This is a genomic window from Streptococcus mitis (assembly GCF_002096895.1).
Classification (GTDB): Bacteria; Bacillota; Bacilli; order Lactobacillales; family Streptococcaceae; genus Streptococcus; species Streptococcus mitis_AH.
In genome coordinates, this window is sequence record NZ_NCVI01000018.1 from 107,457 (window position 1) to 120,391 (window position 12,935).

Genomic DNA, 12,935 nt, shown 5'->3' on the forward strand with positions numbered 1-12,935 from the left:
CTTTGTCAACTGTAGTGGGTTGAAGAAAAGCTAAGATCGAGAAAGGACGAAATTCGTCCTTTCTTTTTTGATATTCAGAGCGATAAAAATCCTTTTTTTGAAGTTTTCAAAGTTACGAAAACCAAAGGCATTTCGCTTGATAAGTTTAATGAGATTATTAGTCGCCTCCAATTTGGCGTTAGAATAGGGTAATTGAAGAGCGTTGACTATTTTCTCATTATCCTTGAGAAAAGTTTTAAAGACGGTCTGAAAAAGAGGATTAACCTGCTTAAGATTGTCCTCAATGAGTCCGAAGAATTTTTCAGGTTTCTTGTTCTGAAAGTGAAAAAGCAAGAGTTGATAGAGATTGTAGTGGTGTTTCAACTCATCTGAATAGCTCAAAAGCTTGTCTAGAATCTCTTTATTCGTTAAGTGCATACGAAAAGTAGGGCGATAAAATCGTTTATCACTCAGTTTACGACTATCTTGTTGAATGAGTTTCCAGTAGCGTTTAATAGCCTTATATTCATGGGATTTTCGCTCAAATTGATTCATGATTTGAACACGGACACGACTTATAGCACGGCTTAAGTGTTGCACAATATGAAAACGATCTAGAACAATTTTAGCACATGGAAAAAGCTGTTTAGCCAAGTCATAATAAGGACTAAACATATCCATCGTAATGATTTTCACCTGACAACGGACAGCTCTATCGTATCGAAGAAAATGATTTCGGATGATAGCCTGTGTTCTTCCTTCAAGAACGGTGATAATGTTGAGATTATCAAAGTCTTGTGCAATGAAACTCATCTTTCCTTTAGTGAAGGCATACTCGTCCCAGGACATAATCTTTGGAAGACGAGAAAAATCATGCTTAAAGTTGAAATCATTGATCTTTCGAATGACAGTTGAAGTTGAAATGGAAAGCTGATGGGCAATATCGGTCATAGAAGTTTTTTCAATCAATTTTTGCGCAATTTTTTGGTTGATAATACGGGGAATTTGATGATTCTTCTTGGCGATAGAAGTCTCAGAAACCATCATTTTCGAGCAATGATAGCACTTGAATCGACGCTTTTTAAGGAGGATTCTAGTAGGCATACCAGTTGTTTCAAGGTAAGGAATTTTCGACGGTTTTTGAAAGTCATATTTCTTCATTTGACTTCCGCAATCAGGGCAAGATGGTGCCTCATAATCTAGTTTAGAGATGATTTCTTTGTGAGTATCCCTATTGATGATATCCATAAATTGGATATTAGGGTCTTTGATATCGAGTAGTTTTGTGATAAAATGTAATTGTTCCATATGATTCTTTCTAATGAGTTGTTTCGTCGCTTTTCATTATAGGTCATATGGGACTTTTTTTCTACACAAAAATAGGCTCCATAATATCCATAGGGGGTTACCCACTACAAATATTATAGAGCCTTTCTTTTTATACTGAAATAGTGATTTACTATAATAGGAATTTTCACAAAATTCTGTTATAATGGCTATATTAGAAAATTTCGAGGAGACAAACATGACAGTTAAAATTGCTTTACTAGGATTTGGTACCGTTGCAAGTGGTGTGCCTTTCCTCCTAAAGGAAAATGGAGAAAAAATCAATCAATCAGCACATTCAGAGATTGAAGTCGCTAAGGTGTTGGTCAAGGATGAAGATGAAAAGAATCGCTTGCTTGCTGCTGGGAATGACTTTAACTTTGTAACCAATGTGGATGACATTTTATCAGACCAAGATATTACTATCGTAGTGGAATTGATGGGTCGTATCGAACCTGCTAAGACCTTTATCACTCGTGCCTTGGAAGCTGGAAAACATGTTGTTACTGCTAACAAGGACCTTTTGGCTGTCCATGGTGCAGAATTGTTAGAAATCGCTAAAGCTAACAAGGTAGCACTTTACTACGAAGCAGCAGTAGCTGGTGGGATTCCAATTCTTCGCACTTTAGCAAATTCCTTGGCTTCTGACAAAATCACTCGTGTCCTTGGCGTGGTCAACGGAACTTCCAACTTCATGATGACCAAGATGGTGGAAGAAGGCTGGTCTTATGATGATGCTCTTGCTGAAGCACAAAGACTTGGATTTGCAGAAAGCGACCCGACAAATGACGTTGATGGGATTGATGCAGCCTACAAGATGGTCATTTTGAGCCAATTTGCCTTTGGTATGAAGGTTGCCTTTGACGATGTAGCTCACAAAGGAATCCGCAACATCACACCAGAAGACGTAGCTGTAGCCCAAGAACTTGGCTATGTAGTGAAATTGGTTGGCTCTATCGAGGAAACTCCTTCAGGAATTGCTGCAGAAGTGACTCCAACCTTCCTTCCTAAAGCGCATCCACTTGCCAGTGTGAATGGGGTAATGAATGCTGTCTTTGTAGAATCTATCGGTATTGGTGAGTCTATGTACTACGGACCAGGTGCTGGTCAAAAACCAACTGCAACAAGTGTTGTAGCAGATATTGTCCGTATCGTTCGTCGCTTGAATGATGGTACCATTGGCAAAGACTTCAACGAATATAGCCGTGACTTGGTCTTGGCAAATCCTGAGGATGTTAAAGCAAACTACTACTTCTCAATCTTGGCTCCAGACTCAAAAGGTCAGGTCTTAAAATTGGCTGAAATCTTCAATGCTCAAGATATTTCCTTCAAGCAAATTCTCCAAGATGGCAAAGAGGGGGACAAGGCGCGTGTAGTCATCATTACACATAAGATCAATAAAGCCCAACTTGAAAATGTTTCAGCTGAATTGAAGAAGGTTTCAGAATTCGACCTCTTGAATACCTTCAAGGTGCTAGGAGAATAAGATGAAGATTATTGTACCTGCAACCAGTGCCAATATCGGGCCAGGATTTGACTCGGTCGGTGTAGCTGTAACCAAGTATCTTCAAATTGAGGTCTGTGAAGAACGGGATGAGTGGTTGATTGAACACCAGATTGGCAAATGGATTCCACATGACGAGCGCAATCTCTTGCTCAAAATCGCTTTGCAAATTGTACCAGACTTGCAATCAAGACGTTTGAAAATGACCAGTGATGTTCCCTTGGCGCGTGGCTTGGGTTCTTCTAGCTCTGTCATTGTTGCTGGGATTGAACTAGCTAACCAACTGGGTCAGCTCAACTTGTCAGACCATGAAAAATTGCAGTTAGCGACCAAGATCGAAGGACATCCTGATAATGTTGCTCCAGCTATTTATGGTAATCTCGTTATTGCAAGCTCTGTTGATGGACAAGTTTCTGCTATTGTAGCAGACTTCCCAGAGTGTGATTTCCTGGCCTACATTCCGAACTATGAATTGCGTACTCGAGACAGCCGTGGCGTCTTACCTAAGAAATTGTCTTACAAGGAAGCTGTTGCAGCTAGTTCTATCGCCAATGTGGCGGTTGCAGCCTTGTTGGCAGGAGACATGGTGACCGCTGGGCAAGCAATCGAGGGAGACCTCTTCCACGAGCGCTATCGTCAGGACTTGGTGAGAGAATTTGCAACGATTAAGCAAGTAGCCAAAGAAAATGGTGCCTATGCAACCTACCTCTCTGGTGCTGGGCCGACAGTTATGGTTTTGGCTTCTCATGACACGATGCCAACGATTAAGGCAGAATTGGAAAAGCAACCTTTCAAAGGAAAACTTCATGACTTGAAAGTTGATACCCAAGGTGTCCGTGTCGAAGCAAAATAAAGAATAGAAGATAGGATGGGGAAACTCTCGACCAGAGGGCTTCCTATCCTTTTTTTGAAAATAAGTTTATACTCAATGAAAATTAAAGAGCAAACAAGGAAGCTGGCCGCAGGTTGCTCAAAGCACTGCTTTGAGGTTGCAGATAGAACTGACGAAGTTAGCTCAAAATACTATTTTGAGGTTGCAGATGTAAGCTAACGTGGTTTGAAGAGATTTTCGAAGAGTATTAGTTAAAAACTTGATAAAGGAGAAACAAAGATGGCAGAAATTTATCTAGCAGGTGGTTGTTTTTGGGGCCTAGAGGAGTATTTTTCCCGAATTTCTGGAGTGCTAGCAACCAGTGTTGGCTACGCTAATGGTCAAGTCGAAACGACTAATTACCAGCTACTCAAGGAAACAGATCATGCAGAAACGGTCCAAGTGATTTACGATGAGAAGGCAGTGTCACTCAGAGAGATTTTACTCTATTATTTCCGAGTCATCGATCCCTTATCCATAAATCAACAAGGGAATGACCGTGGTCGCCAATATCGAACTGGGATTTATTACCAAGATGAAGCAGATTTGCCAGCTATCTACACTGTGGTGCAGGAGCAGGAACGCATGCTGGGTCGAAAGATTGCAGTAGAGGTGGAGAAACTTCGCCACTACATTCTGGCTGAAGATTACCACCAAGACTATCTTAAGAAGAATCCTTCAGGTTACTGTCATATTGATGTGACAGATGCTGAGAAGCCATTGATTGATGCAGCAAACTATGAAAAACCTAGTCAAGAAATGTTGAAGGACAGTTTATCAGAAGAGTCCTATCGTGTCACCCAAGAGGCTGCTACAGAGGCTCCATTTACCAATGCCTATGACCAAACCTTTGAAGAAGGGATTTATGTAGACATCACGACGGGTGAGCCACTCTTTTTTGCCAAGGATAAGTTTGCTTCAGGATGTGGTTGGCCAAGTTTTAGCCGTCCGATTTCCAAGGAATTGATTCATTATTACAAGGACATGAGCCATGGAATGGAACGTATCGAGGTTCGTTCTCGGTCAGGTAATGCTCACTTGGGGCATGTTTTCACAGATGGGCCTCGGGAGTTAGGTGGTCTCCGTTACTGTATCAATTCTGCATCTTTACGCTTTGTGGCCAAGGATGAGATGGAAGAGGCAGGATATGGCTATTTATTGCCTTACTTAAACAAATAAAACAGAGATGGTGGGCGCTTCCCACTTTCTTTATTTCTAGAATACGAATAGAAGGGATTTATGAAACACCTATTATCTTACTTCAAACCCTATATCAAGGAATCGATTTTAGCCCCCTTGTTCAAGCTGTTAGAAGCTGTTTTTGAACTCTTGGTTCCCATGGTGATTGCTGGGATTGTTGACCAATCCTTGCCTCAGAGAAATCAAGGTCATCTCTGGATGCAGATTGGCCTGCTCCTTATCTTTGCAGTGATTGGCGTTTTAGTGGCCTTAATAGCCCAGTTCTACTCAGCTAAGGCCGCGGTTGGATTTGCCAAAGGACTGACAGATGATTTCTATCGTCATATTCTTTCCTTGCCTAAGGACAGCAGAGACCGTTTGACAACTTCTAGCTTGGTCACTCGCTTGACTTCGGACACTTACCAGATTCAGACTGGTATCAATCAATTCCTGCGTCTCTTTTTGCGAGCGCCTATTATCGTTTTTGGTGCCATTTTTATGGCTTATCGCATCTCAGCTGAGCTGACTTTCTGGTTCTTGGTCATGGTTGTCATTTTGACCATTGTTATTGTAGGGCTCTCTAGACTGATTAATCCTCTCTACAGTGTTCTCAGAAAGAAAACGGACCAACTGGTTCAAGAAACGCGCCAGCAATTACAAGGTATGCGGGTTATTCGTGCTTTTGGACAAGAAAAACGAGAGTTACAGATTTTTCAAACCCTTAACAAAGTCTATGCAAGTTTACAAGAAAAGACGGGTTTCTGGTCCAGTTTATTAACACCCCTGACCTATCTGATTGTAAATGGAACTCTCCTAGTCATTATCTGGCAAGGCTATATTTCTATTCAAGGAGGATTGCTAAGTCAAGGTGCTCTCATTGCACTTATCAACTATCTCCTACAGATTTTGGTGGAATTGGTCAAGCTCGCCATGCTGATAAATTCTCTCAACCAGTCCTACATCTCAGCCAAGCGAATCGAGGAAGTCTTTGCTGAGGCTCCAGAAGATATCCATTCAGAATTAGAACAAAAGCAAGCTACCAGTAATCAGGTTTTACAAGTCCAAGAATTGACCTTTACCTATCCTGATGCGGCCCAGCCTTCTTTGAGAGACATTTCCTTTGATATGCAGCAAAGGCAAATCCTTGGTATCATTGGGGGAACAGGTTCTGGTAAATCAAGTTTGGTGCAACTCATCCTTGGACTTTATCCAGCAGACAAGGGGAGCATTGACCTTTATCGAGATGGATCTAGTCCTCTTAATTTGGAGCAGTGGCGGTCTTGGATTGCCTATGTGCCCCAAAAAGTCGAACTCTTTAAAGGAACTATTCGTTCCAACTTAACTTTGGGTTTAAATCAAGAAGTGACTGATCAAGAACTCTGGCAATCCTTGGAAATTGCGCAAGCCAAGGATTTTGTCAGTGATAAGGAAGGACTCTTGGATGCTCTAGTTGAGGCAGGAGGGCGAAATTTCTCAGGCGGTCAAAAACAAAGGCTGTCTATCGCACGAGCAGTCTTGCGCCAAGCTCCATTTCTCATCCTAGATGATGCGACCTCTGCCCTGGACACCATTACTGAGTTCAATCTCTTGAAAGCTATTCGAGAAAATTTGCCAAATACAAGCTTAATTTTGATTTCTCAAAGAACATCGACTTTACAGATGGCTGACCAGATTCTCCTCTTGGAAAAAGGTGAGCTCCTAGCTATCGGCAAGCACGATGACTTGATGAAGACCAGTCAAGTCTATCGTGAAATCAATGCATCCCAACATGGTAAGGAGGACTAGTATGAGACGACAAACTGCAAACCAGACGCTCAAACGTTTGGCTAAAGATTTAGCAAGTCATCCCTTCCTTCTTTTTCTAGCCTTTCTAGGAACTATTGCCCAGGTTGGTTTATCGATTTACCTACCAATCTTAATCGGACAGGTCATCGACCAAGTCCTAGTGACGGGCTCTTCACCAGTTTTTTGGCAGATTTTTCTCCAAATGATCTTGGTGGTCATAGGAAATACCCTTGTACAGTGGGTCAATCCTCTTCTCTATAATCGCCTAATCTTCTCTTATACCAGAGACTTGCGAGAGCGAATCATACATAAGCTTCATCGGTTACCGATTGCTTTTGTGGATCGTCAAGGAAGTGGAGAGATGGTCAGTCGTGTGACCACAGACATCGAGCAGTTAGCAGCTGGTTTGACCATGATATTTAACCAATTTTTTATTGGTGTCTTGATGATTTTAGTCAGCATTCTAGCCATGATTCAAATTCATCTCCTCATGACTCTTTTGGTCTTGCTGTTGACGCCACTGTCTATGGTAATTTCACGCTTTATTGCCAAGAGATCCTATCATCTCTTCCAGAAGCAAACAGAGACGAGGGGGATTCAGACACAATTAATTGAAGAATCGTTGAGCCAGCAGACCATTATCCAGTCCCTTAATGCTCAGGCAGAATTTATCCAAAGACTGCGTGAGGCTAATGACAACTATGCAGGTTATTCGCAGTCAGCTATCTTTTATTCTTCAACGGTCAATCCTTCGACTCGCTTTGTAAATGCGCTCATTTATGCGCTTCTAGCTGGAGTGGGAGCTTATCGTATAATGATAGGCTCTACCTTGACTATCGGGCGTTTAGTGACTTTTTTGAATTATGTCCAACAGTACACTAAGCCCTTTAACGATATTTCCTCAGTTCTAGCCGAATTGCAAAGTGCTCTTGCTTGCGCAGAGCGTGTCTATGCTGTCTTAGATAGCACTGAGCTGGCTGAAACTGGTAAGGAAGTCTTGACCAGTGACCAAGTTAAAGGAGCTATTTCCTTTAAACATGTCTCTTTTGGTTACCATCCTGAAAAGATTTTGATTAAGGATTTATCTATTGATATTCCAGCTGGTAGCAAGGTGGCTATTGTTGGTCCGACAGGTGCTGGAAAATCAACCCTTATCAATCTCCTCATGCGTTTTTATCCCATTAACTCGGGAGATATCTTGCTGGATGGGAAATCCATTTATGACTATAGTCGTGCCTCTTTACGTCAGCAGTTTGGCATGGTGCTCCAAGAAACCTGGCTCAAGCAAGGGACCATTCATGACAATATTGCCTTTGGAAATCCTGATGCCAGTCGGGAGCAAGTGATTGCTGCTGCCAAAGCAGCCAATGCAGACTTTTTCATCCAACAGTTGCCGCAGGGTTACGATACCAAGTTGGAAAATGCTGGAGAATCTCTCTCTGTCGGTCAGGCTCAGCTCTTGACCATAGCCCGAGTTTTTCTAGCTATTCCCAAGATTCTTATCTTAGACGAGGCGACGTCCTCCATTGATACGCGGACAGAAGTGCTGGTACAGGATGCCTTTGCCAAACTCATGAAGGGGCGTACAAGCTTTATCATTGCTCACCGTTTGTCAACTATTCAGGATGCAGATTTGATTCTTGTCTTGGTGGATGGCGATATTGTGGAGCATGGCAATCATCAGGATCTCATGACTAGAAAGGGCAAGTATTACCAAATGCAGCAAGCTGCAGCTTTTAGCTCAGAATAAGCCTTCCTATTTTAAAATCTTATGAACGAAAAAAGTTGCCTTCGGGTGACTTTTTTGTTACAATATCTAGAAAAATTATTCACTGTAAATTGTCTTATAGAAAAGGAGCCTAGAATGAAAGTCTTTCAGCATGTAAATATCGTGACTTGTGACAAAGATTTCCATGTTTATCTAGATGGAATCTTAGCAGTTAAGGATTCTCAAATCGTCTATGTTGGTCAAGAGAAGTCAGAGATTTTAGAGCAAGCTGAGCAGATTATAGACTATCAGGGAGCCTGGATTATGCCTGGATTGGTCAATTGCCACACCCATTCTGCTATGACAGGCTTGAGAGGGATTCGAGATGATAGCAATCTCCATGAATGGCTCAATGACTATATCTGGCCAGCAGAAGCTGAGTTTACACCCGACATGACTACCAAGGCAGTTAAAGAAGCTCTGACAGAGATGCTCCAGTCAGGTACAACAACCTTTAACGATATGTATAATCCCAATGGTGTGGATATTGAACGTATTTATCAGGAAGTGAAAGATTCCAAGATGCGTTGTTATTTTTCACCGACCCTCTTTTCTTCAAAGGCAGAAACAACTGCTGAGACGATAAGTAAAACTCGAGCAATCATTGAGGAAATTATTGGATATAAAAATCCAAATTTCAAGGTGATGGTAGCCCCTCATTCTCCTTACAGCTGTAATCAAGACTTGCTACAAGCGAGTTTAGACATGGCAAAAGAGCTAAATATTCCTCTCCATATCCATGTGGCGGAGACCAAGGAGGAGTCAGGAATTATCCTGAAACGATACGGCAAACGCCCCCTCGCTTTTCTAGAAGAACTGGGTTACTTAGATCATCTGTCCGTCTTTGCTCACGGGGTCGAATTAAACGAGAGAGAAATTGAACGTTTGGCAACTTCTCAAGTGGCTATCGCTCACAATCCTATTAGTAACCTCAAACTGGCATCAGGGATTGCTCCTATCATTCAACTGCAAAAAGCAGGAGTAGCAGTCGGAATTGCGACGGATTCGGTTGCCTCCAATAACAATCTAGATATGTTTGAGGAAGGACGGACTGCAGCCCTTCTTCAGAAGATGAAAAGTGGGGATGCCAGCCAATTCCCAATCGAAACAGCCCTCAAGGCTCTGACAATCGAAGGGGCTAAGGTCCTAGGAATGGAAAATCAGATAGGAAGTCTAGAAGTCGGCAAGCAAGCAGATTTTCTCGTTATTCAACCACAAGGCAAAATTCATCTCCAACCTCAGGAAAATATGCTGTCCCACCTCATTTATGCAGTCAAATCCAGTGACGTTGATGATGTTTATATCGCTGGAGAACAGGTTGTTAAGCAAGGCCAAGTCCTAACAGTAGAACTTTAAAAGAAAAATCACGAAAAAATTTTAAAAAAAGTTTGCAAAAATCTTGCATTCTTTTTTTAACTATGCTATACTTATATACGGTTTGAAAAAACTGCCTAAGACAGTAGGGGAGCTCGACTCATAAGTATCCTACCGAGGACAAAACGTATCATGTAAAAAGAAGCGTATTGTACTTTCGTGTCTAGGTTTGGGCGCGTTTTTCTTTTGGAAAAATTCCCCAAGCAAAATAATAACGGAGGTGAACACACTAATGAGTGAAGCAATTATTGCTAAAAAAGCGGAACTAGTTGACGTAGTAGCTGAAAAAATGAAAGCTGCTGCATCTATCGTCGTTGTAGACGCTCGTGGTTTGACAGTTGAGCAAGATACAGTTCTTCGTCGTGAGCTTCGTGGAAGCGAAGTTGAGTACAAAGTCATTAAAAACTCAATCTTGCGTCGTGCAGCTGAAAAAGCTGGTCTTGAAGATCTTGCATCTGTATTTGTTGGACCATCTGCAGTAGCATTTTCTAACGAAGATGTTATCGCACCAGCGAAAATCTTGAACGACTTTTCTAAAAACGCTGAAGCACTTGAAATCAAAGGTGGTGCAATCGAAGGCGCTGTCGCATCTAAAGAAGAGATTCTTGCTCTTGCAACTCTTCCAAACCGCGAAGGACTTCTTTCTATGCTCCTTTCTGTACTTCAAGCGCCAGTGCGCAACGTTGCTCTTGCAGTCAAAGCGGTTGCAGACAACAAAGAAGACGCAGCTTAATCTTAAGCTACGCAGCGTAGCCTAGCTACAAAAAATATTATAAATTTAAAAACATATTTGGAGGAAATAACAATGGCATTGAACATTGAAAACATTATTGCTGAAATTAAAGAAGCTTCAATCCTTGAATTGAACGACCTTGTAAAAGCTATCGAAGAAGAATTTGGTGTAACTGCAGCTGCTCCTGTAGCTGTTGCTGCAGCTGGTGCTGCTGACGCTGGTGCTGCTAAAGATTCATTCGATGTTGAATTGACATCTGCAGGCGACAAAAAAGTTGGCGTTATCAAAGTTGTACGTGAAATCACAGGTCTTGGACTTAAAGAAGCTAAAGAACTTGTTGACGGTGCACCAGCACTTGTTAAAGAAGGCGTTGCAACTGCAGAAGCTGAAGAAATCAAAGCTAAATTGGAAGAAGCTGGAGCTTCAGTTACTCTTAAATAATAGAGCGACTACATTAGTAGCTTAAAAACATGATTAAACCGCTATTCTTAGGAGTAGCGGTTTTTATTTTTATGTGCCAGGGGGCAAAAAAGGGGAAAGGAATCTTTAAAAGTGAGGAGAGTTAGATTGAAAGAATCATATTGGTAAATCGAAATGATGGATATTTGTATCATGTCATAAATCGTTATCAAACGATAATATTGATTTTCTTACAAATTAAGAGTATAATTTATAAAAATGAGTGCTCACTCAATTTTTGTGAAATTAAGGAGTAAAGAAAATGGTTGTTGAAGCAATAGAGTACAGTCGTTTCGGTAACGAAGAGGACTTGGATTTGCTGCAGATAGACTCTACAGCCTTGGATGTAAATCAAGTGAGAGTAGAAGTTCATGCTGTTGGTTTAAATCCTATTGATTATAAAACTTTTGAGGGAGCGAAACCCCTTCGATTTCTATCTTTTATAACGAAATTAAGGAAACCAAGTCGTTGGTTTGAATCCAAATCATCTCTATTTCCAAGAGGTGTGGGGAGAGATTTTTCTGGAGTTATTACAGAAGTTGGAAATGAAGTAACTAGGTTTTCAGTAGGAGATAAGGTGTTTGGAACAATGATTAGCGATCCTGGTTTGGGAACTAAGAGGGGAGCTTTAGCAACAGAAATTTGTGTCAATGAATCGGAAATTGTATTCAAACCAGAGATGATCGACATGACTCACGCAGCTACTATGGGAGTAGCTGCTCTAACTGTGGGTGGGGCTTTTAGAAGAATCGGTTTAAATTCAAGAGATACTGTTGTTATTTCAGCTGCAGCAGGAGGTATTGGAAGTATTGCAGTACAGTATGCAGTTGCTAAGGGTGCAACGGTTATCGGAATTGCAAGTAAGAAGAATTCAGAATATTTGAAGTCTTTAGGTGCCATACCAGTAGCTTACGAAGAGAACATCTCAAATGCTCTTCTATCAGCAACTCCAAAGCCGATTACAAAATTCTTAGATTGTTATGGAAGTGATTACGTTAAATTAGCTTTTAATCTAGGTTTGAAGGGGAGTCAGATCGGAACTCTGGTACCTTCTCCATATGTTATAATAAGAGGAGCTCAGTTCACGGGTCCGAGACATTCCACATATGATGATTTTAGCACTTTAGCTGAAATGGTCTCAGACGGGAAGGTTCAGCTGAAAATTGATCAAGTGTATGACTTTTCTCTAAAGTCGGTTAGAGAAGCCTATCGTAGTCTGAAAATGGGACACAGTCGAGGCAAAAAAGTCGTAAAAGTAAGAGAGTAGAAGAGAGGTGCTAGCGATGGAAAGTTTAGAACAAAAGTATGCTCAGACGTTAGAAGTTAGCAACTTGAGCTTGAAACAACGTCGAGTGTTATTATCAAGCTTAAAATTATTCTCAGAAATTGGATTTGAGAATACAACGTCCAGCCTTATTGCCGAACGCGCTGGAGTGTCAGAAGGAACTGTTTTTAGTTACTTTAAAACAAAGGAAGGTATTTTAGAAGCCATTTTATCTACTTTTCTAGAACAGGTTATTCCAGAAGTAATTGCGGATTTCTCAGAAAAAAAATTCACAGTAGATCAAGAAACTTTTCCCTTCTTTTTAAAAAGTATTGTTCGAGATAGGCTCTTTTTCATTCAGGAGAATCAAATGCATGTTAAAATTCTCTTGGGGCGTTCTTTTATTGATAAAAATCTTTCTATCCAGTTAGGAAATATTATTGTTCAATCTATAATAGAACCAATTAGCCCGGTTTTAAATCAATTTAAAGAAAAAGGACTTATTCTAAATTGGTCAAATGAAAGAATTGTTCGATACATTTTAGCATTGAGTTTTTCTTATCTTATTCCCATGATGTTGAATGATGAAGGAACTATAAACATAGATGAAGCAGTTGATGAGATTGTTGAATGTTTGTCATCTGCCCTAATGAAAGTAAAATAAATTTTGATGTTAAAACTCACTGTTAATGG

At 40.9% G+C, this 12,935-nt stretch carries 11 protein-coding genes and 1 other annotated feature; of the genes, 10 read left to right on the plus strand and 1 reads right to left on the minus strand.

The features are described from left to right. Positions 1–30: 30 nt before the first annotated feature. Positions 31–1,287 (minus strand): ISL3 family transposase, encoded by a 1,257-nt coding sequence (locus tag B7697_RS03370; protein WP_084950357.1) that lies wholly within the window; start codon positions 1,285–1,287, stop codon positions 31–33. Between the two features lie 217 nt (positions 1,288–1,504). Between B7697_RS03370 and B7697_RS03375 the strand changes: the two genes are divergently transcribed. From B7697_RS03375 to B7697_RS03430, 10 genes are all read left to right on the plus strand, one after another. Further along, on the plus strand, positions 1,505–2,791 hold the full coding sequence (locus B7697_RS03375) for a homoserine dehydrogenase (protein ID WP_000216346.1): 1,287 nt from the start codon (positions 1,505–1,507) through the stop codon (positions 2,789–2,791). A 1-nt stretch (position 2,792) separates the two neighbouring features. Next, a complete protein-coding gene (thrB, locus tag B7697_RS03380) occupies positions 2,793–3,662 on the plus strand; it encodes a homoserine kinase (RefSeq protein ID WP_084950359.1) in 870 nt (289 codons plus the stop codon). Positions 3,663–3,920: 258 nt separating this feature from the next. Beyond that, positions 3,921–4,859: a peptide-methionine (R)-S-oxide reductase MsrB gene (msrB, locus tag B7697_RS03390; RefSeq protein WP_084950362.1), complete on the plus strand. Its 939-nt coding sequence runs from the start codon at positions 3,921–3,923 to the stop codon at positions 4,857–4,859. 60 nt (positions 4,860–4,919) lie between these two features. Continuing rightward, on the plus strand, positions 4,920–6,644 hold the full coding sequence (locus B7697_RS03395) for an ABC transporter ATP-binding protein (RefSeq protein WP_084950363.1): 1,725 nt from the start codon (positions 4,920–4,922) through the stop codon (positions 6,642–6,644). Between the two features lies 1 nt (position 6,645). Further along, positions 6,646–8,394: an ABC transporter ATP-binding protein gene (locus tag B7697_RS03400; protein ID WP_084950365.1), complete on the plus strand. Its 1,749-nt coding sequence runs from the start codon at positions 6,646–6,648 to the stop codon at positions 8,392–8,394. A 114-nt stretch (positions 8,395–8,508) separates the two neighbouring features. After that, positions 8,509–9,768: a TRZ/ATZ family protein gene (locus B7697_RS03405; protein WP_084950367.1), complete on the plus strand. Its 1,260-nt coding sequence runs from the start codon at positions 8,509–8,511 to the stop codon at positions 9,766–9,768. A 76-nt stretch (positions 9,769–9,844) separates the two neighbouring features. Continuing rightward, positions 9,845–9,980 (plus strand) — a sequence feature (ribosomal protein L10 leader region). Between the two features lie 38 nt (positions 9,981–10,018). Then, the gene (gene rplJ / locus B7697_RS03415) at positions 10,019–10,519 is read left to right on the plus strand and encodes a 50S ribosomal protein L10 (protein WP_001287277.1); all 501 of its coding nucleotides are present in this window, start codon (positions 10,019–10,021) and stop codon (positions 10,517–10,519) included. 72 nt (positions 10,520–10,591) lie between these two features. Then, complete coding sequence (gene rplL / locus B7697_RS03420; protein WP_001196965.1) at positions 10,592–10,960, plus strand: 50S ribosomal protein L7/L12; 369 nt, start codon at positions 10,592–10,594, stop codon at positions 10,958–10,960. A gap of 280 nt (positions 10,961–11,240) precedes the next feature. Next, complete coding sequence (locus B7697_RS03425) at positions 11,241–12,245, plus strand: NADP-dependent oxidoreductase (protein WP_084950368.1); 1,005 nt, start codon at positions 11,241–11,243, stop codon at positions 12,243–12,245. A 16-nt stretch (positions 12,246–12,261) separates the two neighbouring features. Beyond that, positions 12,262–12,906 carry a TetR/AcrR family transcriptional regulator gene (locus tag B7697_RS03430; RefSeq protein ID WP_020901488.1) on the plus strand — a complete coding sequence of 215 codons (645 nt, stop codon included), beginning with the start codon at positions 12,262–12,264 and terminating at the stop codon, positions 12,904–12,906. Positions 12,907–12,935 lie beyond the last annotated feature (29 nt).

Bases quoted from the DNA above. Each gene is read 5' to 3' on its own strand.
- B7697_RS03370 (WP_084950357.1), bottom strand. From the start codon at position 1,287: ATGGAACAATTACATTTTATCACAAAACTACTCGATATCAAAGACCCT.
- B7697_RS03395 (WP_084950363.1), top strand. From the start codon at position 4,920: ATGAAACACCTATTATCTTACTTCAAACCCTATATCAAGGAATCGATT.
- B7697_RS03430 (WP_020901488.1), top strand. From the start codon at position 12,262: ATGGAAAGTTTAGAACAAAAGTATGCTCAGACGTTAGAAGTTAGCAAC.
- B7697_RS03400 (WP_084950365.1), top strand. From the start codon at position 6,646: ATGAGACGACAAACTGCAAACCAGACGCTCAAACGTTTGGCTAAAGAT.
- B7697_RS03405 (WP_084950367.1), top strand. From the start codon at position 8,509: ATGAAAGTCTTTCAGCATGTAAATATCGTGACTTGTGACAAAGATTTC.
- thrB (WP_084950359.1), top strand. From the start codon at position 2,793: ATGAAGATTATTGTACCTGCAACCAGTGCCAATATCGGGCCAGGATTT.
- B7697_RS03425 (WP_084950368.1), top strand. From the start codon at position 11,241: ATGGTTGTTGAAGCAATAGAGTACAGTCGTTTCGGTAACGAAGAGGAC.
- rplL (WP_001196965.1), top strand. From the start codon at position 10,592: ATGGCATTGAACATTGAAAACATTATTGCTGAAATTAAAGAAGCTTCA.
- rplJ (WP_001287277.1), top strand. From the start codon at position 10,019: ATGAGTGAAGCAATTATTGCTAAAAAAGCGGAACTAGTTGACGTAGTA.
- B7697_RS03375 (WP_000216346.1), top strand. From the start codon at position 1,505: ATGACAGTTAAAATTGCTTTACTAGGATTTGGTACCGTTGCAAGTGGT.
- msrB (WP_084950362.1), top strand. From the start codon at position 3,921: ATGGCAGAAATTTATCTAGCAGGTGGTTGTTTTTGGGGCCTAGAGGAG.